We start from the raw sequence: 21,883 nt of genomic DNA, 5'->3' as shown, positions 1-21,883 counted from the left end.
CGCCGGCTCAGTCGGCGAGTGCGGTGACGGCCGAGCGCTCCGATCTACCTGCGGCGACCAGCCGGCCCCGGCAGACCACGTAGCGGTCGGGAGGGGCGGAGGCGATGGCCTCCCGCAGGCTCGAGGCCCGGATCGCCAGCAGGTCGGCGCGGGCGCCGGGCCGTGGTCCCGCGGGCGGTAGGCCCATGATCTCGCGGGCGCCGGCGGTGACCGCCGTGTAGGACTCCTGCGGTGTGAGATGTCCGGCCGTCACCAGCAGCATGGCGGTTTCCAGGGCATCGCCGCTGCCCACCGGATTGAACGGGTCCTGGACGTTGTCCGCGCCCGCGCCCAGCGGCACCCCGGCGTCGAGCAACGCGCGGACGGCGGTGAGGCCGCGGGGTTTGCCCGCGAGGTGGTCGCGACCCTGGAGATAGAGATTGGTGATGGGCAGGGTGACCACGCCGATCCGCGCGGCGGCCACCGCGGCGATCACCCGGGCCTGCACATCGGGGCGTGTCATACCGAGGCTCACACAGTGGCTCGCGGTCACCGGGGTGGAGGCGGGCCGGTCGCGCACCGCGTGCGCGAGCTGTTCGAGGGTGAGCATGCCGGGGTCGAGCTGTTCGTCGGTGTGGATATCCACACCGACCCCGTGGTCCGCCGCGATCCGCAGCAGCTTGCGCAGGTTCCCCTCCGGATCGGGAGTGTGGTGGGGATGGCCGCCGAGGAGATCGATGCCGAGGTCGAGTGCCTCGTGGATGGCCTCGTCGGGCACCGTGAACGGGGCCAGGGCCACCAGCTGGATATCCATCACGGCCGCCAGCTCCGCGCGCACCCGCAGCAGTGCGCGCACCCCGCGCAGCGGATCCGGGCCGGGTAGCAGGTTCACATGAGAGCGGAGGGCGGTGGTGCCGTAGGACAGTGCCCGCAGGGCGGCCCGGCGGGCGCGGTCGGCGATATTGTCGACGGTCAGCCGGGGGCCGTAGTCCTCCCAGGCGGCGATCGCGGCGCCGAGATCGCCCAGCGGCGGGCGGATCTCGTCGAAGGACAGCGCCTTGTCCAGGTGGATATGCGGATCGGCGGGCGCCGCGAGCAGCAGATACCCGGTGAGGTCCAGGTCGAGTTCCCCGGCGGGCGCACCGTCGGCGGGGACCACCGCGTGGACGAGGTCGTCGCGCAGATGAACGTCCACGGTCCGGCCGTCGGTGGTGCCGGCGTTGCGCAATGCCCGCACCGGACGTCCGTCGGCGCGGCGGAAATCAGGCCGCGAAATCCCGTTTGCGGATGGCACAGTGCACTCCCTTCACGATGTCGACCACCTGGGTGACCGAGAAATCCCCGGCCGCGCTGAGGTAGAGATACGCCTCGGTCGGCGACATACCCGTTCTGGCGGCGAGGAACGCGACACTCGAGCGGGCGCAGTCGCGCATGGCGATATCGAGGCTTTCGTGCATCCCGAGCAGGATCCAGTGCTCCTCGGTCTCGGCGAACGGCCATCCGGCGGGCGCGCCGGCGATCACCGGTACCACCGTCAGACGCGCGGTCACCCGCAGCGACCCCTCCAGCGCGGTCAGCGCGATCTCACCGTTGCCCTGCGCGAAATGCGGATCGCCCAGAAAGAAACCGGCGCCCTCGACCTGCACCGGCAGGAACAGTGAGCTGCCCACCACGATGTCGCGCAGGTCGATATTGCCCCCGAAGGGGCCCGGCGGGATGGTGCTCAGCGCCTCGTCACCGGCGGGGGTCACCCCGCACAGTCCCAGGAACGGGCGGATATCGATACGCGCACGGCCGCCGTCGAACCCGAACACCGCGCGGGAGCCGTCCAGTGCGCAGAATTTGCTGACCACCGGCGCGGGGTCGCCCTCGGTATTCCGGGGCAGTGAATCGGGCAGGGCGCCGCGCCCGTGCCGGCTGGAGATGATTCCGTACGGGACGCGCGGCGCGAGGTCGAGGAAATCCACCCGCAGCCAGTCGCCCGGGCCGGCGCCGCGCACCCGCACCGGCCCGAGCACGATATGCGGGCCCTTCGGTTTCTCCTCGCGGTGCAGCCCGGACTCCGCCAGCGCCACCGCTTCCGGCAGCACCTGCCGCCGGTCCACGCCGAACTGGCCGAAATAGGCGACCGGGTCGCGCCCCTGATCCTCCATCAGCCCCTCTTGGGAGACCGTGTCGAAGGTGACGGTCTGCCCGCTGTCCACCGCCAGCACCGCCGGGGTGCCCGGTACGGGCAGCGATCCCCAGCGCACGGTGTCCGGGGTGCAGTACAGATAGTGATCCGCGGTGCCGGGGTCCCTGCCGGCGGTCAGGATATCCATCGCTACGTGTGGTCGGCGAGGATCGCGCGGTGTTCGCGCCAGCCGCCGGGCGCGGTGATCTCGCGGGCCGGATCGCCCGGTCCGGGCAGGTGGCGGCACACCATGCTCAGCGAGCCGCGGCCGTCCTCCAACTCGATCACCGAGAGTTCCAGTTCGGCGGGTTCGCGGGGCAGCAGGTTATCGCGCAGATCGGCGTAGGACACCCGGTAGATCTCGCCGGGCACCTGCCAGCCGCCTTCGGAAACCCTTGCGAGACCGGGGAATACATCGTCGAAGGAGAAGAACCGGTATCTGGGCGCGGTACGCACCGCGCCCAGATACCGGGCCGAGGCGAGGGCGTCGTTGAGCGACCCGCCACGCATGGCCTGGCCGTTGACGAACATGAGGACGGCGTCGTCGGACATGATGAAGCTCCTTTTGCGGCGTCGCGGCGCGGATGCGCGGACCGACGTGACTAGGTGAGGGTGGTGTTGCCGGGTCCGCGCAGCGCGTGGATCCGGGCGGCCGTGGTGGCGCGTTCGAGATCGCCGCTGGAGAGGTCGTCGAGCAGGGTCCGGTGCTGGGATACCGGTTCGTGTCCAGGCTGCTGGACGTAGTCGTCGGTGGGGTAGAGGAACGCCTGGCGTTGCAGGAACGACGAGGTGACCGGCGTGAACGCGGCCCGGTTGATGGCCATGTGGAAGTCGAGATGGGCCATCGAATACTGCGGCGAGGTCACACCGTATTCGTTGAGCGCGGCGCCGAGCGGATCCAGCAGCGCGTACAGCGCGGACCAATCGACGGAATCGGTTTTGGCGGTGAGCATCTTGGCCGCGACGGTGTCGAAGGCGATGCGGAGTTCGTGCAGTTCGGCTCGGGCGGCGGCGTCGAATTCCACCACCACGAGCTGTCCCCGCCGCACTCGCTCGACCAGCCCTTCACTGGTGAGCCGTTGCAGCGCCTCCCGGATCGGGGTCCGGCTGACGCCGAGTTCCTCGGCGATCTGTTCCTCGGTCAGCCGGATCCCGCCGGCGTACTTCCCGGTGGTGATCTGCTGGCGCAGGAACCGGTACACCTGTTCGCGGACGCTCATCTGTTCCCGCGGGTGGGTGAGTCCCGTACCGGGCGGGGGGTTCACCGCGGGCCCGCGCTCAGCAGCGCCGCCCGGCAGGCGTTGGTGACCCGCTGCATGAAGGTCCCCGACATCACGTTCATCCCCGCCCGCAATGCCGCGGTCTGGAGCGCCGACACCCGGTTGTTCAGATCGAAGTAGCAGTTGCCGGGTGCGGTGAGCTCGGCGAAATCGAAGGCGAAGGGCCGGGTCTCGGAATCATCGGTCTCACCCCAGGTGGTGGTGTTGACGATCAGCGCCGGAATCTCCTCGGCGCACAGCGCTTTCAACTCCGCGGGCGCCACCTGCTCGGCCTCGAAGCGCCGCGCCCAGCCGGCCAGCGCCTCGGGATCGCGGGCGCTGCCCACGAGCCGGGTGGCGGGCCAGGCCCGGCGGCAGGCCAGCGCGACCGAGTTCGAAGAGCCGCCCGCACCCAGGACCAGGACGCTCGCCGGCGCCCGCCCGCCCAGAACCGTCTCCATCGCCGCCTGCGCCGCCCAGCTGTTGGTGTTGACCCCGGCCGTCGTTCCGGCGCCACGCACCACGGTATCCACGACGCCGGTGCGGGTCGCCGATTCGGTCAAGGATTCCAGCCGGTCGGCCACCCGCTGTTTCCACGGGCTCAGTACCAGCGCCAGATCCCAGGAACCATCGGCGGCCAGGGCATCCGGATCGGCGAACGGCAGGGCGTCGGCCACTTCGACATCCTGGGCCGTGAGCGCGTCGAGCAGTAGTGTTCCGCGCAGCGCGTGCGGCGCGGTGGTGCCGATCCCGGCGATCACCGCGAGCGAACCGCCGCAGGTCTCGGTGGCCGCCGCGCCCGGGACACCCAGCCGGCGGACCTCGTCCAGGCAGCGCGCCACCGCGTTGCGCATCGTGACGGCGCCGTCGCCGCCGGAGTCGAGCAGAGATACCTGTGTCTCGGTCACGACTTCTCCCTTGTGCTGTTCATGAACCGTGCTGTTCCGGGCCAACGGATATCGCGACACTCAGGACGCCGCGGTGGCGGGCCGGCGGGCCGGCATCACCTGGCGGCCGGCGGGTTCCCCGATGATGTCACCCTTTTCGTAGACCAGTTGTCCGCGCAGGTAGGTCGCGAGCACCGATCCGGTCAGCGGCCAGCCGTGGTAGGGCGTCACCGTATGTTTCGAATGCAGTCCGGCCGCGTCGAGGGTGGATTCGACGGTGGGATCGACGAGCACGAAATCGGCGTCGAATCCCGGCGCCAGCTGCCCTTTGGACGCGATGGACCAGCGCTGCGCGGGCCGGTAGCAGCACAGTCGCACGATATCCTCGATGGTGAGCCGGCCCCGGGCCGCCGCGGTGAGCAGCAGCGGGAGCATGGTTTCCACGCCGATGAAGCCGCCGTAGGCCTGCCAGACATCCGGTTCGGCCTGTTCCTCGGCGGTATGCGGGGCGTGGTCGGTGGCGATGATGTCCACATCGCCGCGGGCGATGCCCGCCCACAGTGCCTCCACATCGGCGGCGGGGCGGATCGGCGGATTCAGTTTGATCAGATTGCCGTAGTCGTCGTAGGCCGAATCGTCCAGGAACAGGTGCGCGACCAGGGTCTCGATCGTCACCCGGTGCCCCTGCGCCCGCAGATCCCGGACCCGGTTCAGGCCCGCCGCCGTCGACAGATGGTGGATATGCAGTTTCGTCCCGGCCTCGGTGGCCATGGTGATGATCCGGGTGACCGCCTCCACCTCGACGAACGCGGGCCGGCCCTCCAGATGGGCGCGGGGGTCCTTACGGCCCGATTCGCGCAGCCGGTCACCGAACATACGGAGCAGATGGTCGTTCTCGGCGTGTACGCCGACCACCAGATCGGCGGCGGCCGCCGCCTCCAGCCCGCGGAAGATCGCCGCGTCGTTGGGGCAGCGGTTGTCGCCGGTGGTCTGGCCCATGAAGAGTTTGAAACCCATGGCGCCCAGTTCGGCCATCCCGGCGATCTCCTCGGCGTTGTCGTGGTCGAGCATGCCGTAGAGCCCGAAGTCGACATACGCCTTGCCGCGCACCAGTTCCAGCTTGTCCCGGTACCGTTCGGCCGTGGCGACGGGCGGTTTGGTGTTCGGCATATCGACGACGGTGGTCACCCCGCCGGCGGCCGCGGCGCGCGTACCGCTGGCGAAGTCCTCCTTTTCCGTCATCCCGGGTTCGCGCAGGTGAACGTGCATATCCACGAGACCCGGCAGGACCAGCAGGCCGGTCGCGTCGAGCGTCGGGACACCGTCGGCGGCGAGACCGTCCCCCACGGCGAGCACCTTGCCGTCCGCGACGGCGATATCGTGCCGGTGGCGGCCGTCGTGGGAGACCACGGTGGCGCCGGTGACCACATAGTCCGGAGTACTGGATGCGGGCATGAACTGGCCTTTCGGAGAGCTGCGGGGGTCAGGACAGAGCGAGGTCGGGGTTCTCGGCGTACACCTCGCGGATGGGCCCGAGTTCGAAGAGGTCCCCGACCGACAGTTTCAGGCCGCCCGCCGCGATCGAGGCGATATTGGCGGCGGCGTCCTCGTCGGAGATCGCGACGATCTGCTGCCCGGCGGTGCCGTTGCGGATGAGTTCGTTGCCCGCGAGACAGCAGTCGAGGGTGGCGGCGCGGTCCAGGTCGAGGGTGCGGCCGTACTCGTCGACGGTGATATCGGCGGCCAGCTTCGGATCGGCGAGCACATCCTTCCAGCCGCGGATCTCGGCCTTCAGGAACGCCTTCAGCTTGTCGCGGTGGTTGTCGATATTGTCCTGGGTGGTGATGTAGGTCTGGCCCACCAGCGGGAAACCCATATCGGCGAGCAGCCTGGCATGGATATCGAACCCCTTGTGCCGCAGGTCCACGACCTGGCTGTTGATGAAGCCGAGGTAGCCGTCGATCTCGCCGGCCGTCATACCGATGGGGTCGCCCTGGACCGGGACCGTGTTGATCCGGGACTGGTCGAGTCCCAGCGCGGCCATATAGGTGCGCCACACCGGTTCGCTGGACGACGCGCAGCCGATGGTCTTGCCGTAGAGGTCTTCCGGGCTGTCGATCGGTGTCGCGCCCATCGACATGATGCAGCCCGCGTACCGCTGGTACACCGCGCCGACGATCTTCAGGGGCGCGCCCTTGGCGACCGCCGACCCCACGATCGGCACCTGCGTGACACCGGCGAAGGTGCGGGTGAGGACATCGGATTCGATGGGCGGTGCGGTCGGCCCACCCGACACCAGATCCGAACCGGTGAACCCGGCCTCCCGGTAGTAGCCGTTGCGGTCGGCGAAATAGCTACCGGCGAACTGGGTGTTCTTGATCCACGCGAGACGCTGGGAAGCGACGCCGAACCCGTCGCCGGAGCCGGTGGCGGCCGAGCCGCCCGATACGCAGGCCGTGAGCGCGGCCGAACCGGCCAGGGCGAGGCCACCGGCGGCCAGGCTCCGGGTGAGGAATTTGCGGCGGTCGAATTGTGCAGACATGGGTGCTCCGGGTTGTTGTGCGGGCGGGGACGGTCGGGCGGGAACGCTCAGCGGGGAGCACTCATGCGGGTGGCGACGAGTTCCTCGACGATGGCCACGACCTGGTAGATCACGACGCAGACCAGGGTGAGGACCACCACCGAGGCCCACAGCCGGTCGAACTGGAATTCGTTGGCGGCCCGCAGCATCTGGCCGCCGAGGCCTTCACCGGTCGCCAGCCATTCGGCCAGCAGCGCGCCGACGACCGAGGTGGTCACCGCGACCCGCGCGGCCGCGAACCAGGTCGGGATCGCGTGCGGTAGCGAGACCTTGCGGAACGCGGTCAGGGGCGAGGCGCCGAACGCGGTGATCATGTCGAGATCGGTGCGCGGGGTCGCCCGGATACCGTGCAGCATCGTGAGCAGCGCCGGCACCACGACCACCGCCGCGCCGATCACCGCGGTGGCGAAGGCGCCCCGGCCGAAGATCAGCACCAGGATCGGGGTGACGGTCACCATCGGGATCGCGTGCATCGCGGTCAGCGCCGGGGTGAACATGGCCTCGACGGTCCGGGAGAAGTAGAACAGCAGCGCGACGGCGGCCGCCAGACCGAGTCCGAATACGTACCCGTAGGCGGCATCGGCGAGGGTCCGGGTCAGATCCGCCGCGATGGCGGACCGGTTCGCCGCGGCCTCCGGCGCGGTGAGCAGGTAGCCGATGACGTCGCCGGGGGATTTCGCGACGAACGGGCTCACATTCACCGTGCGCAGGAATACGGTCCAGACGACCACGATGGCGACGACCGCGCCGGCGAAGGTGAGCAGGGTGCGACCGGCGCTGCGGGCGAGACGATCGACGAGGAGCGTATTCATGCCCGGGCCTCCGATTCGGTTCCGGCGGCCCATGGGGTGGCGAAACGCTCCACCGCCGCGACGAGGAGGAAGACGCCGCCGGCCAGCACGCTGCACACCAGGGTGATGCCCCAGGTGCGCACCACATCGCTGGATTGCTGCGCGACCACCAGGGCGGCGCCGAGTCCGCGTTCCTGGCCCATGAATTCGCCGATCACCGTGCCCAGCAGCGCCGCGGGTACCGCGATCTTCAGAGCGGTGAGGATATTCGGCAGCGCGTAGAGCAACTGGACCTTGCGCAGCACCAGATACCGGCCGCCGCCGTAGGCGCGGACCAGATCGGCGCAGACGGGGTCGGCGTGGCGCAACCCGTTGAGCGTGCCGACCAGGGTGGTGAAGAAGACCGAGACCGCGGCCATGATCGCCGAGGTCACCGGGCCGTTGAAGCAGGCCGCGAGGATCGGCGCGATGGCGATCAGCGGGATACAGGCCGAGGCGATACCCATCTGCAGCACCAGTTTCTCCACCGCGGGCACCGTGAGCACCAGGGCCGCGCAGCCGATCGCCGCCAGGTTGCCCCAGAAGAAGCCCGCGGCCGCCGAGGCGAGGGTTACGGGCAGGTGCAGGTTGTAGAAGGCGAGTCCGTCCTCCATCAGACCGCCGAGAATCGCCGACGGCGGTGCGATCGCCGGACCCAGGATTCCGGTGGTTCCGGCGACCTGCCAGGCGGCGAGAACGATCAGCGTCCCCGCGACCGCCAGGTATCTCCGATTGCTCATGCGTTCACCCCGGCCGCGACAGGTGCGGCCCCGCTCTCCCGGGCGCCGAACAGAACGGCGGAGAGCAGATCCACGTATTCGTGAAACGCGCTGGTCCGCATCATTTCCGGAGTGCGGGGGCGGGGGAGATCGATATCGACCACCTTCTGGACCCGCCCCGGCCGCGGACTCATCACCACCACCGTGTCGGACAGGAATACGGCTTCGGAGATCCCGTGGGTCACCATCAGGGTCGTCGCGGGGCGTTCGGTCCAGATCCGCAGCAGTTCCACGTTGAGGTTCTGGCGGGTCATATCGTCGAGGGCGCCGAACGGTTCGTCCAGCAGCAGTACCCGCGGTTCCACCACCAGGGCGCGGGCGATCGCCACCCGCTGCCGCATCCCGCCGGACAGTTGCGCCGGGCGGGCGGTCTCGAAGCCGGTGAGGCCCACGAGGTCGATGAGGGCATCGATGGCGTCGTCGTCGACCCGTTTCCGGGAGACTTCCAGCGGCAGCCGGATATTGGTGCGCACCGACCGCCACGGGAGCAGGGCCGCGTCCTGGAACGCGATACCGAGGTGGTCGTGGCGGCGCATTTCGCGCGGGGTCTCGCCGTGGACCAGGGCGACCCCGGAGCTCTGCGGTTCCAGTCCGGCCAGGATGCGCAGCACCGTGCTCTTACCGCATCCCGAGGGCCCGAGCAGGGTGACGAATTCCCCTTCGCCGGATTGGATGTCCACGCCGTCGAGTGCGGTCACTTCCTTGCGGCCGGCCTTGAATGTCTTGGTGAGACCGCCGATATGGATGCCGGGTGCGGTAGGCGAGACCATAGGTTCTCCTCGTATGAAGCACTCCGTCTTGTATCCGAGTTTGGATCCAAGCTCGGATACAGAAATTACGGAGGCCACGTTTCGCCCCCGTGAAGTGCTGACACGACTGGATTACATTCCGCTCACCGGCTTCCGCGGAAATCACCCACGCGCTCGGGATTCCGGCCGGGCCCACAACCCGTCCGCCGCGCACCGGGCCGTCACCGATCGCGCTATCGGGCGACGCCCGCCGCGGCGCTTCCTGCCGGGCGACATGGCCCTCACGGTGATACCGCCGCGACCCCGCGCAATCGCTGCGCGGAACCCGGCTTCCGGCCCGATACCGTTCGGTCTGTGCCGAACACGGTTCCCCCGGCCGCCGGCCCGTGGCACCATTACCAGGTGACCGAGGCTCCACCGCCGTACCTCCGGATCGTCGCCGAGATCGAACGGCGTATCGCCGCCGGGGAGTTGCGGCCGGGTGATCCCGTTCCCACCACCCGGGCGATCGTGCGCGAATTCGGTGTCGCCATGGCCGCCGCGACCGCGGCCCTGGCAGCGCTGACGCAGGCCGGCGCGATCGACTCCGCCGCCCGGGTCCGCGCCGCGGTCGCGTCCCGGCGGCTGCCGTCGCGCACGGATGCGGGACCGGATCGCGAACGCGTCATCAGGGTGGCGGTGGATATCGCCGATACCGGCGGTCTCGCGGCACTGTCGCTGCACAGCGTCGCCACCGAACTGGGTGTCGCCACGATGACCCTGCACCGGCATCTCGGGGCCGATTCCGACCTCACCCGGTTGATCGCGGACGCCGCGTTCGCGGAGATCGACTATCCGGACCCACCACCGGATCGGCGCTCGCATCTGGGCGTGGCCGCGCGGCTGCAATGGGAGGCATACCGGCGTCATCCGTGGCTGCCGCGGCTGGTCTCCCTCACCCGCCCGGCCACCCTGCCGGCGATGGCCGCGTACGAAACGTGGACGATGCGCGCCTTCGACGATTCGGTCGTCGATCCCGGCACTCGGCGGCATATCTACGCCACCCTGGTGAACTTTGTGCGTGGTATCGCGATCGATATCGAAACCGAGGCGACCGCCCCACCGGATCCGGAGTCGGCCGATCGTCGGTGGGGCACCAGCGAACCCGGTGCGGAAGGACCGCTGATCGACCGGCTCACGGAGTCGGCCCCGGCGGTTGTGGAGCTGGAATCGTTGTTCGCGTTCGGGCTGGAACGGCTGCTCGACGGTCTGGCGGTGGTGATGGCGCCGCGTCCGCGGGGGTAGCCGCGCCGGCCGAAGTCACTGTGCCGCGGCGAAGGCGGTGGCGGCCACGGCCGACGCGAAGTAGGCGCCCGGGAATGCGAGGTTGTAGAACACGCGGGCGCGCAGGTGGGCGACGAGCGCCCCCGCGAAGAACAACACCAGGCCCGCGCCCGCGGCGACGCCCAGTTCCCGCATACCGAGGAGTCCGAGCAGCAGCCCGATCGCGCCCGCCATCTTGAGGGTCGCGAGCCACGGGATCCAGCTCCGCGGCACACCCACTTCGGCCGAATTGGCGAGTACGAAATCCGCCCGGGCGAAGTCGGCGACGGCCATACCGGCATTGGCCGCGATGGCGGCGATCGTGACGACGAGATAGGTGGTGTGCATCGGCGGGCTTCTCTCGAACTGGTCGGTGCGCGGGCGCGGAATGCCGGGCCCGCGGGTACGGAATCCACTCTTCGCGGCCCGGTGCCCGCCCGCCAATACCTGCATCCATAACCTGGGGGAATGGATGTCGACACCCGGTTGCTGCGCTATTTCGCCGCGGTCGCGGCGGAGGGCAACCTCACCCGGGCCGCGGAACGTCTCTATGTTTCGCAGCCGTCGCTGACCAAACAGATCCGGCAATTGGAGAACCTGTTGGGTGTCCGGTTGTTCGACCGGTCGCGGAGCGGGATGGCACTCACCGCGGCGGGTGCGGAACTGGCCGCGGAAGTCCCCGATCTGCTCGCCGGGTGGGACCGGATCCTGCGGGAGACCCGGCGGGCGGCCGGTCGGGAAGCGCGCGTGCTGCGGGTGGGCTTTCTCGCCAGCGCAGCCAATGAGGCGACACCGCGGATCATCGCGGAGTTCGCGCGCCGGCAACCGGGCTGGCGAGTGGAGATGCGGCAGGCGTCGTGGGGAGATCCGACGGGCGGCCTGGCCGCGGCCGAGGTGGATGTCGCGATCCTCCGGTTGCCGTTTCCCGGTGCGGACGAGTTACGGGTGCGGGAGCTGTTCGGTGAACCGCGCTGGGTGGCGCTGGCGTCCTCGCATCCACTCGCGAGCCGGGGGGTAGTCGACTTCGCCGAACTGCTCGACGAGCCGTTCGTGGCGGCGCCGACGGAGACCGGCGGCTGGCGGGACTTCTGGCTCGCCACCGAGGAACGTGCCGGCCGGGTGCCGCGGATCGGTGCGGTCACCGACCAGCCCGACGAATGGCTGAGTGCGATCGCCAACGGATACGGGATCGCTCTCGCGCCGGAGTCGAGTGCCCGGTTCTATGCCCGGCCCGGCATCGTCTACCGGCCGGTCACCGGGGTCGCCCCGAGCCGGGTCGGGGTGGTCTGGACACCGGCGGCCGAGGAGAACGCGGTGGTGGGCGAGTTCGTGCGGTGCTGCGTGCGGATCGGATACAGCGGTGGCGCACCCGAACCGCCCATACCAGTCGGCGATGACGACAATGCGGCTCCCGAAACGGAGTGATGGCACCCCGGTTCGGAAAATTCTCGGCCGGACGTAAATACCTCCCTACCTGCGTCAACGGGCGATATCGAGGAGCTCAGGGCCGCTGATGGTGCCATGTGTGTGCCATTTTGATGCCAAAAAGATTGCTTGTGTGCCATCGACTGTGCCATAGTGGTGCCATGGACTTGACCAGCTACGTGAGCAACCTCGGACGAGAGTTCGCGACCCTCGCCGAAACCAGCGGCGAGGAGTCTCGCGCACTGGTCGAGCAGCTGTCCGGCTCGCTCGAATCGGCGATCCGGATGACCTTGCTGGAGACGCTGGCGGCCGCCGCCGATGAGATCACCGTGGATCTGGCACCGGGGTCGGTGGAACTGCGGCTGCGGGGTCGTGATCCGGATTTCGTCGTCACCGCGCCACCCGCGGAGCGGGCCGGCGACACCACGGCCGCCGGGGGCGGCGTCGCGGACGGGGAACCGCTGATCGCCGAGGAAGGCCCCGCCGCGCGGATCAACGTCCGTATGCCCGAACAGCTCAAGGCCGCGATCGAAGAGGCCGCGGCCAGGGAAGGGCGTTCGGTCAACGCGTGGCTGGTCCGGGCGGCCGCCGCCGCCCTGCAGCGACCCGAACCCGAACAGCGTCCCGAACCGCGCGGCGCCAAACAGGCGTTCACCGGCTGGGTGCGTTAACCGCTCCCGCACACTCTTTCACTCCGTTTCCCCGACCTGCGGAAACGGCTCACCTTCTCATGATGTGGAGACTCCCATGCCAAAATACGACACCCCGGAACCGATTTCGGTCACCATCGAGCTCGGCTTCGGGCACGTACGGCTCGCCGCGAGCGACCGGACCGACACCGTGGTCGAGGTCCGCCCGACCGATGAATCCGACGATTCCGATGTGAAGGCCGCATCGCAGGTTCGCGTCGACTACACGAACGGGGTGCTGCGGGTAACCGGCCCGAGGCGGCGCATCGACTTCTCCAACAAATCCCGGGCCGTCGATGTGGATATCGAACTGCCCAGCGGTTCACGGGTTTCCGCCGACCTGCAGGCCGGGGATGTCCGGGGCACCGGCCTGCTCGGACAGTGCGGGCTCGAAACCTCCGCCGGTAATGTCCGGCTGGACCGGACCGGCCCGCTGCGGGTCAAGACCGCGGCCGGTCACGTCACCGCCGAGACCGTCACCGGTGACGCCGAGATCTCTACCGGTTCCGGCAAGGTCCGGCTCGGCGAGGTGCGGGGGGTCGCGGAGGTCAAGAACTCCAACGGCGAGACCGTGATCGGCGCGGTCACCGGCGAAGCGCGGGTGCGCGCGGCGAACGGCGATATCCGCATCGAACGGGCCGGCGCCGACGTCCACGCGAAATCGTCGAACGGCGGTATCCGGCTCGACGAAGTGGTCCGCGGCTCGGTCGAGATCGAGACCGCCATGGGCGATCTGGAGATCGGTATCGCCGAGGGCACCGCCGCCTGGCTGTCGGTGAATACGAAATTCGGCGCCGTGCGAAATCTGCTCACCGATGCCGCCGGGCCCGAGAAATCCGACGAGACCGTCGAGGTGCGCGGCCGCACCTCCTTCGGCGATATCACCGTCCAGCGCTCCTGACGCCCTGTCCCGTCCCGAGAAAAAGGAACACCATGACCAGCCAACAGTCCCCGGCGATCGCCGTGACCGGATTGCGGAAATCATTCGGAGACAAACTCGTCCTCGACGGTATCGATCTGACCGTGCCGCAGGGCACGATCTTCTCCCTGCTCGGCGCGAACGGCGCCGGTAAGACCACCACCGTCCAGATCCTGTCCACACTGATCAACGCCGACGGCGGCGATATCCGGGTCGCCGGCCACGATATCGCCGGCGAATCGGACGCCGTCCGCGCCGCGATCGGTGTCACCGGTCAGTTCTCCGCGGTGGACAACCTGCTCAGCGGGGAGAAGAACCTGCTGCTGATGGCGGATCTGCACCACCTCACCCGGCACCACGCCCGGCAGCGCACCGCGCAGCTGCTCGAACAGTTCGATCTGGTCGAGGCCGCCAAGAAACCGGCGTCGACGTATTCCGGTGGTATGCGGCGGCGTCTCGATCTGGCGATGACCCTGGTCGGCAGCCCGCAGGTGATCTTCCTCGACGAGCCGACCACCGGACTGGATCCGCGCAGCCGCCGCAATATGTGGCAGATCGTCCGGGACCTGGTCGCCGGAGGAGTCACCATCTTCCTCACCACGCAGTACCTGGAGGAAGCCGACGAATTGGCCGACCGGATCGCGGTTCTCGACCACGGCCGCATCGTCGCCGAGGGCACCGCGGATGCGCTGAAGCGCCGAATCCCGGGTGGTCATATGCGCCTGCGGTTCGCTGATCAGCAGGGTCTCGAGAAGGCGTTGCGCGTACTGGACCGGGCCACCCGCGACGGCGACGCGATGGCGCTGCGGGTCGCCAGCGACGGCAGTATGCGGTCGTTGAAAACCGTGATCGACCTGCTCGACGAACGGGCGATCGAGGTCGACGAACTCTCCGTGCACACCCCCGACCTCGACGACGTTTTCCTCGCCCTCACCGGCAACCCCTCCGACCGGAAAGTGACCGCCCGATGAGCACCATCACCCCCACCGCCCCGCCGCGCTTCCATCCGCTGCGCGATTCGGCCACCATGCTGCGCCGCAATCTCGAACATATGCTGGCCTACCCGTCGATGACGGTGATGCTGGTCGGGATGCCGGTCGTGTTCCTGCTGCTGTTCGTCTACGTCTTCGGCGGCACCATGGGCGCCGGCCTCGGCGGGCCGACCGGCGGCCGCGGCGAGTACGTCGATTTCATCGCTCCCGCGATACTCCTGATGACCATCACCGCCGCCGTCCAGGGCACGGCGATCTCGGTGGCGATGGATATGACCGAGGGCATCATCGCCCGGTTCCGCACCATGCATATCGCCCGGGTCTCGGTACTCACCGGACACGTCCTGGGCAGCCTGATCCAGACGATGATCAGCCTGGCGCTGGTGCTCGGCGTGGCGGTCCTGGTCGGGTTCCGCCCCACCGCGAGCCCGCTGGAATGGCTGGCCACGGCCGGGTTCCTGATGGTCGTGACCTTCGCCCTGGTCTGGCTGGCCGTCGCCCTCGGTCAGGCGAGCAAAACCGTCGAATCCGCCAGCAATGTCGGTATGCCGCTGCTGCTGCTGCCCTTCCTCGGGTTCGCCCCGGTGGAATCCATGCCGGCCGGTCTGCGCTGGTTCGCCGAATACCAGCCGTTCACACCGATCATCGAAACCCTGCGCGGGCTGCTGATGGACGAGCCACTGGAGAACAACCTGTGGATCGCACTGGCCTGGTGCGCCGTCACCGCCCTCGGCGGCTACCTGTGGTCGAAGAAACTGTTCAACCGTGACCCCTCGCGGTAACACCCCGTAACCAGCCGTGAAGCGCGTCCCCCGCGGGGGTCGCGCTTTTCGGGTGTGTGCGGTGGGCCGTTCGGATCGACCGAGGTCAGTGGGTGTAGCGCAGAACTGTGTCCGGGTGGATGACGAAACGGACCCATTCCTCGGTCAGCATGCCGGCGAGGGTGTCGGCGTGCGCCGGGTCGCCGAGGTCCCAGTAGCGGGCGGCGAGGCGGGCGCACAGGTCCCGGGCGCCGTCGGGTTCCACCGTGGCGCGGCCGGCGACCGACACCCAGCGCTCGGGTTCACCGACCGGAGCGGCGACGACGAGCGAGGCGCGGGGGTCGCGGCGGAGATGGCGCACCTTGAGCGAATCCGGGCCCGTGAACAGTTCGACGGTGCCCGCGGCGGTGGCCTCGAACCACACCGGCCGGGGTTGCGGCGGGAGCGGGCCTCCGGCCACGGACAGGAAACCGTGCAGGGGGCGTCGGAGGAATTCCAGGTCCTGGTCGGTCAGCGAACCGGTGTCGGTACTCATGAAGCGATTGAACACGGCAGGGCCGGACCCCCGACATAGATCGGACGCTCGACTGCCTGTGTATTCGTCTACCGGGCCGGTTCGTCTAGGTCGGCATGTTGCCGCGCCGGGCCAGGATGGACGCCACCCCCGCGGCGGCCGCGTGGACCGACGCCGCGTGCGCCTCGGGATGGAAGCGCCCGGCGGGGCCGGTGACCGAGATCGCCGCGACGGGACGGTCGTCGGTGCCGAGGACCGGGGCGGCCACGCAGACGATTCCCACCGCGGACTCCTCGTATTCGTAGGCCAGCCCCCGTTCGACGACCTGCGCCAGTTGCGCGCGCAGCAGACCGGGGCCGACCACGGTGCGGGGCGTGCGCCGGACGAGCGGCCCGGTGAGGATGCGGTCGACCGTCTCGGGTCCGGAGTAGGCGAGCAGGGCTTTGCCGATCGCTGTGCAGTACAGCGGCATCCGGCCGCCGATCCGGGAGGGGGCGCGGGCCTGGCGGTGCCCGCCGATCTTGCTGATGTAGACCACCTCGTCGCCGTCACGCACACCGAAGTGGACGGTTTCGCGGGTGCGGGTGAACAGGTCCTGGAGGAACGGCACGGCGACCTCCAGCAGCGTTCGTTCGGTGGCCGCCCGCATCCCCAGCTCGAACAGTCCGCGGCCGAGCCGGTACCCCTCCGGCGACACGCTCAGCAGCCGCGCCGTCACCAGATCCCGGCACATCCGGTGGACCGTGGCCTTCGGCAGGCCGGTGCGGCGGGTGAGTTCGGACAGGCCGACGGCCCCGTCCTCGACGCCGAACGACTCCAGGATCAACAGTGCCCGCCCCAGGACCGACCGCTCGTCGAGCCGGTCTTCGGGCATGGCGGCCTCTTCTCCTGGTTGGTCCATTCAGTGGACCAGTTTACTGGTCAGCGCTCTGCCGAGGGTGTGCACTGGTGACACCCCCAACGAAGAGGAGAACGGAGGTCGCGGTGGCCACCACTGTCGACAGCATCAGTGACAGCGGGCCCGGAATCGACGAATCGATCGTCACCCGGGCAGCGCAACGACTGATCACCGCCGCGGAAACGCGCCGGACCTGTGCGCCGCTGCGCGAGGATTTGATCGGCCCCGACGATGTCGCCACCGCCTACCGGATCCAGGAGCGGTTCAACGCCGCCCGGATCACCCCGGAGGTCACGGTGGTCGGTCGTAAGATCGGCGCCACCTCGCAGGCCGTCCAGCAGCAGCTGGGCGTGGACCAGCCCGATTTTGGGGTGCTGTTCTCCGATATGGCCTACGTCGACGGTGATGTGATCCCGATCGACCGGCTGCTGCAGCCGAAGGCCGAGGCCGAGGTCGCGTTCATCCTGGGCGAAGACCTGGCCGAGGGGCCGCTCGATATCGCGCAGTGCCGGGCGGCCGTATCCGAAGCGGTGGCCGCGCTGGAGATCGTGGACAGCCGGATCACCGACTGGAACATCTCCTTCGCCGATACCGTCGCCGACAACGCCTCGAGTGGGCTCTACGTGCTCGGCACCGAACGCCGCAGACTCGACGACTTCGAGCCGATCGACGTCGTCATGAGTATGCGCATCGACGGCGAAGAGGTCTCCACCGGTAACGGCGCCGCCTGCCTCGGCGACCCCCTCAACGCCCTGTCCTGGCTCGCGCAGCAGGCCCGCACCTTCGGTGAGCCGCTGCGAGCCGGGCAGGTGATCCTCTCCGGTGCGCTCGGCCCGATGCGGCCGCTGCACCCCGGCGCCGCCGTCACCGCCGCCATCTCCGGCCTCGGGACGGTCTCGGCTTCCTTCACCACCGCCTCGGAGGTCTCGCAATGAGTGACAACAACACCCGCACCAAGGTCGCGATCATCGGATCCGGCAATATCGGCACCGATCTGATGATCAAGGTGCTGCGGCATTCCCGGTTCCTGGAGATGGGCGCGATGGTCGGCATCGACCCGGAGTCCGACGGTCTGGCGCGTGCCGCCCGCATGAAGGTCCCCACCACGCACGAAGGTGTGGAAGGACTGGTGGCGCTGCCGAACTTCGACGAGATCGAGATCATCTTCGACGCGACCTCGGCCAAGGCGCACGAGCAGAACCATGCCCGGCTCGCCCCGCTGGGTAAACGCCTGATCGACCTCACGCCCGCGGCGATCGGGCCGTTCGTGGTGCCCGCGGTCAATATCGAGGAACACCTCGGCGCGCAGAACGTGAACATGGTGACCTGCGGCGGCCAGGCGACCATTCCGATCGTGGCCGCTGTCTCGCGGGTCGTACCGGTGGCCTACGCCGAGATCGTGGCGTCCATCGCGTCCAAGTCCGCCGGACCGGGCACCCGCGCCAATATCGACGAGTTCACCGAAACCACCTCGCATGCCATCGAAACCGTGGGCGGTGCCGAACGCGGCAAGGCGGTGATCATCCTGAATCCGGCGGAGCCGCCGCTGATCATGCGCGATACCGTCTTCTGCCTGGTGAACGCCCCCGACGAGGATTCGCACGACCGGATCAGGGCCTCGGTGGTGAAAATGGTCGAGGATGTGGCCGCCTACGTCCCGGGTTACCGGCTCAAGCAGGAAGTGCAGATCGACCAGATCCCGTCCGACCAGCCGGTGCACACACTGCTCGCGAAGGACAACGACAAATTCCCGACCCACCGGGTCTCGGTATTCCTCGAGGTCGAGGGCGCGGCCCACTATCTGCCCGCCTACGCCGGCAACCTCGACATCATGACCTCGGCCGGGCTGCAGGTCGCCGAGCGGATCGCGCAGAACAGCCAGCAGAACGCGTGAGCGCGTCAGAGCCCGATACCCAAGGAGAACGCACGATGACCTCGACCGAATCGGCGACGTCGGTTTTCGTCCAGGATGTGACGCTGCGCGACGGTATGCACGCCATCCGGCACCGGATCACTCCGGAGAACGTCGGCAAGATCGTGGCCGCGCTCGACGACGCGGGCGTCGGCGCCATCGAAGTCGCGCACGGTGACGGTCTGGCGGGCGGGTCGGTGAACTACGGGCCCGGCTCACACAGTGACTGGACCTGGCTCGAGGCCGCCGCGGCCAATCTGAAGAACGCCCGGCTCACCAGCCTGCTGCTGCCCGGTGTCGGCACCGCCGAAGATCTGCGGCGGGCCTGGGGGCTCGGGGTGCGGTCGGTGCGGGTCGCGACCCACTGCACGGAAGCCGATGTCGCCGCCCAGCACATCGCCACCGCGCGTGAGATCGGTATGGACGTCTCGGGATTCCTGATGATGAGCCATATGGCCGAACCGGCGCAGCTGGCCGCGCAGGCCAAGCTGATGGAGAGTTACGGCGCGCATTGCGTGTACGTCACCGATTCCGGTGGCCGGCTCACCATGAACGGCGTCCGTGACCGGATCCTGGCCTACCGGGACGTGCTCGATCCGGAGACCGAACTCGGTATCCACGCCCACGAGAATCTGTCGCTGTCGGTGGCGAATTCGGTGGTCGCGGTGGAGAACGGGGTGCGCCGCGTCGACGCCTCGCTCGCCGGTCACGGTGCGGGCGCGGGTAATACCCCGATCGAGGCGTTCGTGGCGGTCGCCGATATACTGGGCTGGAAGCACGGCTGCGATGTGTTCAAGTTGCAGGATGCCGCCGATGATCTGGTCCGGCCGCTGCAGGACCGGCCGGTGCGGGTGGACCGGGAGACGCTGACCCTCGGCTACGCGGGCGTCTACTCCAGCTTCCTGCGGCACGCCGAGGCCGCGAGCGAACGCTACGGAATCGACGTCCGCACCCTGCTGATGGAGGCCGGTCGCCGGCGTCTGGTGGGCGGGCAGGAGGACATGATCGTCGATATCGCGCTGACGATGGTCGCCGAGCGGGAGAAGCAGGCCGTCTGATCCTGCCGCCGGTTCGCCGCCGGGTCCACGGTCACCGACCGCGGTCCGGCGGCCGTTCGCGTTTCCCGGGGCGATCGGTTGCGTTCGGGCGGTGCGGATTCCGCCCGGTACCGCCGGTCCTGCGCACATCGGCTACCGGCCGCGCTATCCGCCGTGGGCCGGCTGCTGGAACGCGGGACGCAGGAGTTCGATGACGGGCGGATGGGCCCTCCGCGCCGTGCTGCCCGTGCCGTCGCTCTGATTGTTTCCGGCATTCGTCAAGACCGAGCCCGGAGCCGTTAGGCTCGCGTCAGGAATCATTCCGGCGAGCTAATGCCCGAAATAGCGTGAATTGTGGGCATTTTCGGGTTCACCTGGGCCGATGGCGGTGCGTTCGTCGGCGGGGCGCTGGGCGCGGCCTTCTTCGGGCCCCCTGGGGCGATGCTCGGCTCGGCGGTCGGTTCTTTCGCCGGCGGAGCCCTGGGCGACGACAAGGGCGCGGGCGCCGCGTTCGAAGAGGCGCTCGTCGCCGGTATCGGTGCCGCGGGCGGTGCGTGGGCGACGAATCTCGGTGGGAAACTGCTGAAAGACGGGATCGCCTCGGCCGCGACGAAAGCTCTCCCGGCGAACGCGGCGCAGCGGGCCGACCGGGTCGCCGCCAAGGCGCTGCTGCCCTGGAACAAACACGGCGGTGGTCCAGTAGCCGCGCTCGGCGGGGCCTTCGGGGGGTATGAGGTCTCGGTGCAGGCGCGGCCACTCGTCCGGATCGCCACCACCGATATCGGCAACGGGGGCTGTCCCGCGCAGATGTCGAACCTGCGGATGCCCGCCGGTCTCACCGGCAGCGTGGGCGAACTCTATCTGGGCTTGCCGGGTTACCTGTGCGAGGTGTGGCGCGGTTTCGGTGCCGGGGTCCGGAAGGCGCCCCCGGCGCCGACACTGCCGAAGGAAATGGACGGGGTGGCGGCGAGCGGGATCGCCGACTACCGCCGGAAGGCGCGGCACCTGGACACCGTGATGGCCGGTTTCGCCGCACTGGACACGCGCGCCGTCGCGTTGATCGGCCGGGGAACGGAACGGATTTCGCGGGAGGGGCGGCTCGCGGTGGGTTCGCTGATCGCCACCGTGAACACCCGGGCCGCGCAGACTCCGGCCGACGGGATGTCGGGGCAGGTACACGCGCTGGATCTGCTCGACGAAGCGTTCCGCCGCGGGCGGGAGATCCTGAGCCAGGCGGTGACCGCGAGTGACCGGGTGGCGGCCGACGTCGACGACCTCTCGGCGGAACTGAACTCGTTGCGCGAGGAGTTCGACGACTACCGCGCGAAACACGAACGGGAGCATCCCCCGGGTGGCGGTCGGCCCGCGCTACCGCCCGCCCCGGCCTACCCGCCCCCTCCGGCGGTGCCCGCGCCCGTACCGTCCGTACCCGCGCCGATGCCCGTTCCGCCGACATCCGGCACCGCGCCCGCGCCCCGGTCCTGGACCGGCGAGTCCACCACCGGGACTGCGCCCGGCATCGGCCCGGAACATCCCGGATCGGACTTCGCGTCGAGAGCCGGTACGGCGTCCGGTGCGGCGGACTCGTGGCCGGTCCCCGGAACCGGGACGACCGGCTCGCCGCCCTCTCCATGGGTGCGACCCACCGGAACCGATTCCACCACTCCGGAATCCGCCGCACCGCTGGTCCCGGAACCGGAAGCCGCGGTATCGCACGTGGTCCCGAGCGCGGATCCGGCCGCGCCCATCGGCTGGTCGGTTCCGTCGTACGTACCGGCCGGATGGTCCGGTGGTGTGGCTGCGGCGGCGACGCCGGCGTCCGGCCCGACGGTTGCGGTGGCCGCCGGTCGCACACCCTGGACCGATCTCGCTGCCATGACCGCCCGCGCGGATTCCGGGGGCCTCTGGGCTCCCGGGCAGGCCCCTGCCGGGCCACGCCGTTCGGTGAGTTCCGGAGTGCCGACGGCGTCGGCCGGGCCTGCGCCGGAGCTCCCGCCCGGCGAACGCGAATCGGAGACATCGCCGGCCGGAGTCCCGCGGGACGGATGAGAGCCGAGGTCGCGCAGACCGACTGAGGCCACCGGAACGGCCGGCGATCCGGTCACGGTGGGGACCACGAAAATCGGGTCCGCCTGCGGTCTCGGGGCTCGGCCTCCGGCTACAGTTCGTGCGACCAGTTCTGACCGACCAGGTCCTG

At 69.4% G+C, this 21,883-nt stretch carries 23 protein-coding genes; 10 read left to right on the top strand and 13 right to left on the bottom strand.

The window, feature by feature from the left end; genetic code table 11:
• Nucleotides 1-7: 7 nt before the first annotated feature.
• The 10 genes from AB0F41_RS07760 to AB0F41_RS07715 are packed head-to-tail and all read right to left on the bottom strand — an operon-like array spanning nucleotide 8 to nucleotide 9,258.
• The gene (locus tag AB0F41_RS07760) at nucleotides 8-1,273 is read right to left on the bottom strand and encodes an amidohydrolase family protein (protein WP_357421993.1); all 1,266 of its coding nucleotides are present in this window, start codon (nucleotides 1,271-1,273) and stop codon (nucleotides 8-10) included.
• Nucleotides 1,242-2,300 (bottom strand): acetamidase/formamidase family protein, encoded by a 1,059-nt coding sequence (locus AB0F41_RS07755; RefSeq protein ID WP_357421992.1) that lies wholly within the window; start codon nucleotides 2,298-2,300, stop codon nucleotides 1,242-1,244. Before AB0F41_RS07755 ends, AB0F41_RS07760 begins: the two co-directional genes overlap by 32 nt.
• Nucleotides 2,301-2,302: 2 nt before the next feature.
• Nucleotides 2,303-2,704 carry a gamma-glutamylcyclotransferase gene (locus AB0F41_RS07750; RefSeq protein ID WP_357421991.1) on the bottom strand — a complete coding sequence of 134 codons (402 nt, stop codon included), beginning with the start codon at nucleotides 2,702-2,704 and terminating at the stop codon, nucleotides 2,303-2,305.
• A 50-nt stretch (nucleotides 2,705-2,754) separates the two neighbouring features.
• The gene (locus AB0F41_RS07745) at nucleotides 2,755-3,372 is read right to left on the bottom strand and encodes a GntR family transcriptional regulator (RefSeq protein ID WP_357421990.1); all 618 of its coding nucleotides are present in this window, start codon (nucleotides 3,370-3,372) and stop codon (nucleotides 2,755-2,757) included.
• Between the two features lie 41 nt (nucleotides 3,373-3,413).
• A complete protein-coding gene (locus AB0F41_RS07740) occupies nucleotides 3,414-4,319 on the bottom strand; it encodes a hypothetical protein (protein ID WP_357421989.1) in 906 nt (301 codons plus the stop codon).
• A gap of 60 nt (nucleotides 4,320-4,379) precedes the next feature.
• Entirely contained in the window at nucleotides 4,380-5,753 is a 1,374-nt protein-coding gene (allB, locus tag AB0F41_RS07735) for an allantoinase AllB (protein WP_357421988.1), read from the bottom strand.
• Nucleotides 5,754-5,781: 28 nt separating this feature from the next.
• Complete coding sequence (locus tag AB0F41_RS07730; protein ID WP_357421987.1) at nucleotides 5,782-6,840, bottom strand: ABC transporter substrate-binding protein; 1,059 nt, start codon at nucleotides 6,838-6,840, stop codon at nucleotides 5,782-5,784.
• 47 nt (nucleotides 6,841-6,887) lie between these two features.
• Nucleotides 6,888-7,691, bottom strand: coding sequence for an ABC transporter permease subunit (locus AB0F41_RS07725; RefSeq protein ID WP_357421986.1), 804 nt, complete (start codon nucleotides 7,689-7,691; stop codon nucleotides 6,888-6,890).
• Complete coding sequence (locus AB0F41_RS07720) at nucleotides 7,688-8,449, bottom strand: ABC transporter permease subunit (protein WP_357421985.1); 762 nt, start codon at nucleotides 8,447-8,449, stop codon at nucleotides 7,688-7,690. Before AB0F41_RS07720 ends, AB0F41_RS07725 begins: the two co-directional genes overlap by 4 nt.
• Nucleotides 8,446-9,258 (bottom strand): ABC transporter ATP-binding protein, encoded by an 813-nt coding sequence (locus AB0F41_RS07715; RefSeq protein WP_357421984.1) that lies wholly within the window; start codon nucleotides 9,256-9,258, stop codon nucleotides 8,446-8,448. Before AB0F41_RS07715 ends, AB0F41_RS07720 begins: the two co-directional genes overlap by 4 nt.
• A gap of 381 nt (nucleotides 9,259-9,639) precedes the next feature.
• On the opposite strand from AB0F41_RS07715, the gene AB0F41_RS07710 reads away from it, so the two are divergent.
• A complete protein-coding gene (locus AB0F41_RS07710) occupies nucleotides 9,640-10,521 on the top strand; it encodes a GntR family transcriptional regulator (protein WP_357421983.1) in 882 nt (293 codons plus the stop codon).
• 15 nt (nucleotides 10,522-10,536) lie between these two features.
• Here AB0F41_RS07710 and AB0F41_RS07705 read toward each other — a convergent pair whose 3' ends face one another.
• Nucleotides 10,537-10,887: a DoxX family protein gene (locus AB0F41_RS07705; RefSeq protein ID WP_357421982.1), complete on the bottom strand. Its 351-nt coding sequence runs from the start codon at nucleotides 10,885-10,887 to the stop codon at nucleotides 10,537-10,539.
• Between the two features lie 120 nt (nucleotides 10,888-11,007).
• Between AB0F41_RS07705 and AB0F41_RS07700 the strand changes: the two genes are divergently transcribed.
• The 5 genes from AB0F41_RS07700 (at nucleotide 11,008) to AB0F41_RS07680 (ending at nucleotide 15,346) form a co-directional block, all read left to right on the top strand.
• The gene (locus tag AB0F41_RS07700) at nucleotides 11,008-11,964 is read left to right on the top strand and encodes a LysR family transcriptional regulator (RefSeq protein ID WP_357421981.1); all 957 of its coding nucleotides are present in this window, start codon (nucleotides 11,008-11,010) and stop codon (nucleotides 11,962-11,964) included.
• A 161-nt stretch (nucleotides 11,965-12,125) separates the two neighbouring features.
• Nucleotides 12,126-12,635: a YlcI/YnfO family protein gene (locus AB0F41_RS07695; protein ID WP_357421980.1), complete on the top strand. Its 510-nt coding sequence runs from the start codon at nucleotides 12,126-12,128 to the stop codon at nucleotides 12,633-12,635.
• Nucleotides 12,636-12,711: 76 nt separating this feature from the next.
• Nucleotides 12,712-13,554 (top strand): DUF4097 family beta strand repeat-containing protein, encoded by an 843-nt coding sequence (locus AB0F41_RS07690; RefSeq protein ID WP_357421979.1) that lies wholly within the window; start codon nucleotides 12,712-12,714, stop codon nucleotides 13,552-13,554.
• Between the two features lie 32 nt (nucleotides 13,555-13,586).
• The gene (locus AB0F41_RS07685) at nucleotides 13,587-14,543 is read left to right on the top strand and encodes an ATP-binding cassette domain-containing protein (RefSeq protein ID WP_357421978.1); all 957 of its coding nucleotides are present in this window, start codon (nucleotides 13,587-13,589) and stop codon (nucleotides 14,541-14,543) included.
• On the top strand, nucleotides 14,540-15,346 hold the full coding sequence (locus tag AB0F41_RS07680) for an ABC transporter permease (RefSeq protein ID WP_357421977.1): 807 nt from the start codon (nucleotides 14,540-14,542) through the stop codon (nucleotides 15,344-15,346). The genes AB0F41_RS07685 and AB0F41_RS07680 overlap by 4 nt, the downstream gene beginning before the upstream one ends.
• Before the next feature lie 85 nt (nucleotides 15,347-15,431).
• Here the strand turns inward: AB0F41_RS07680 and AB0F41_RS07675 are convergent, their stop codons facing one another.
• A complete protein-coding gene (locus AB0F41_RS07675; protein ID WP_357421976.1) occupies nucleotides 15,432-15,860 on the bottom strand; it encodes a pyridoxamine 5'-phosphate oxidase family protein in 429 nt (142 codons plus the stop codon).
• A gap of 85 nt (nucleotides 15,861-15,945) precedes the next feature.
• Entirely contained in the window at nucleotides 15,946-16,740 is a 795-nt protein-coding gene (locus AB0F41_RS07670; RefSeq protein ID WP_357421975.1) for an IclR family transcriptional regulator, read from the bottom strand.
• A 104-nt stretch (nucleotides 16,741-16,844) separates the two neighbouring features.
• Here AB0F41_RS07670 and AB0F41_RS07665 point away from each other — a divergent pair, with 104 nt between their 5' ends.
• From AB0F41_RS07665 to AB0F41_RS07650, 4 genes are all read left to right on the top strand, one after another.
• A complete protein-coding gene (locus AB0F41_RS07665) occupies nucleotides 16,845-17,672 on the top strand; it encodes a fumarylacetoacetate hydrolase family protein (RefSeq protein ID WP_357422057.1) in 828 nt (275 codons plus the stop codon).
• Entirely contained in the window at nucleotides 17,669-18,631 is a 963-nt protein-coding gene (locus AB0F41_RS07660) for an acetaldehyde dehydrogenase (acetylating) (RefSeq protein ID WP_357421974.1), read from the top strand. The genes AB0F41_RS07665 and AB0F41_RS07660 overlap by 4 nt, the downstream gene beginning before the upstream one ends.
• Before the next feature lie 35 nt (nucleotides 18,632-18,666).
• The gene (gene dmpG / locus AB0F41_RS07655; protein ID WP_357421973.1) at nucleotides 18,667-19,707 is read left to right on the top strand and encodes a 4-hydroxy-2-oxovalerate aldolase; all 1,041 of its coding nucleotides are present in this window, start codon (nucleotides 18,667-18,669) and stop codon (nucleotides 19,705-19,707) included.
• Nucleotides 19,708-20,040: 333 nt separating this feature from the next.
• On the top strand, nucleotides 20,041-21,735 hold the full coding sequence (locus tag AB0F41_RS07650) for a hypothetical protein (RefSeq protein WP_357421972.1): 1,695 nt from the start codon (nucleotides 20,041-20,043) through the stop codon (nucleotides 21,733-21,735).
• Nucleotides 21,736-21,883 lie beyond the last annotated feature (148 nt).

The sequence above is a fragment of the Nocardia sp. NPDC024068 genome (assembly GCF_040638875.1).
In the GTDB taxonomy this organism is placed as follows: Bacteria; Actinomycetota; Actinomycetes; order Mycobacteriales; family Mycobacteriaceae; genus Nocardia.
This window is presented reverse-complemented; position numbering and strand designations above follow the sequence as displayed.

Excerpts from the sequence above, each read along its gene's own strand:
- AB0F41_RS07675 (WP_357421976.1), bottom strand. The coding sequence starts at position 15,860 with ATGAGTACCGACACCGGTTCGCTGACCGACCAGGACCTGGAATTCCTC.
- allB (WP_357421988.1), bottom strand. The coding sequence starts at position 5,753 with ATGCCCGCATCCAGTACTCCGGACTATGTGGTCACCGGCGCCACCGTG.
- AB0F41_RS07755 (WP_357421992.1), bottom strand. The coding sequence starts at position 2,300 with ATGGATATCCTGACCGCCGGCAGGGACCCCGGCACCGCGGATCACTAT.
- AB0F41_RS07690 (WP_357421979.1), top strand. The coding sequence starts at position 12,712 with ATGCCAAAATACGACACCCCGGAACCGATTTCGGTCACCATCGAGCTC.
- AB0F41_RS07695 (WP_357421980.1), top strand. The coding sequence starts at position 12,126 with ATGGACTTGACCAGCTACGTGAGCAACCTCGGACGAGAGTTCGCGACC.
- AB0F41_RS07715 (WP_357421984.1), bottom strand. The coding sequence starts at position 9,258 with ATGGTCTCGCCTACCGCACCCGGCATCCATATCGGCGGTCTCACCAAG.
- AB0F41_RS07705 (WP_357421982.1), bottom strand. The coding sequence starts at position 10,887 with ATGCACACCACCTATCTCGTCGTCACGATCGCCGCCATCGCGGCCAAT.
- AB0F41_RS07725 (WP_357421986.1), bottom strand. The coding sequence starts at position 7,691 with ATGAATACGCTCCTCGTCGATCGTCTCGCCCGCAGCGCCGGTCGCACC.
- AB0F41_RS07685 (WP_357421978.1), top strand. The coding sequence starts at position 13,587 with ATGACCAGCCAACAGTCCCCGGCGATCGCCGTGACCGGATTGCGGAAA.
- AB0F41_RS07670 (WP_357421975.1), bottom strand. The coding sequence starts at position 16,740 with ATGGACCAACCAGGAGAAGAGGCCGCCATGCCCGAAGACCGGCTCGAC.
- AB0F41_RS07680 (WP_357421977.1), top strand. The coding sequence starts at position 14,540 with ATGAGCACCATCACCCCCACCGCCCCGCCGCGCTTCCATCCGCTGCGC.
- AB0F41_RS07745 (WP_357421990.1), bottom strand. The coding sequence starts at position 3,372 with ATGAGCGTCCGCGAACAGGTGTACCGGTTCCTGCGCCAGCAGATCACC.
- AB0F41_RS07730 (WP_357421987.1), bottom strand. The coding sequence starts at position 6,840 with ATGTCTGCACAATTCGACCGCCGCAAATTCCTCACCCGGAGCCTGGCC.
- AB0F41_RS07700 (WP_357421981.1), top strand. The coding sequence starts at position 11,008 with ATGGATGTCGACACCCGGTTGCTGCGCTATTTCGCCGCGGTCGCGGCG.
- AB0F41_RS07750 (WP_357421991.1), bottom strand. The coding sequence starts at position 2,704 with ATGTCCGACGACGCCGTCCTCATGTTCGTCAACGGCCAGGCCATGCGT.
- AB0F41_RS07660 (WP_357421974.1), top strand. The coding sequence starts at position 17,669 with ATGAGTGACAACAACACCCGCACCAAGGTCGCGATCATCGGATCCGGC.
- dmpG (WP_357421973.1), top strand. The coding sequence starts at position 18,667 with ATGACCTCGACCGAATCGGCGACGTCGGTTTTCGTCCAGGATGTGACG.
- AB0F41_RS07720 (WP_357421985.1), bottom strand. The coding sequence starts at position 8,449 with ATGAGCAATCGGAGATACCTGGCGGTCGCGGGGACGCTGATCGTTCTC.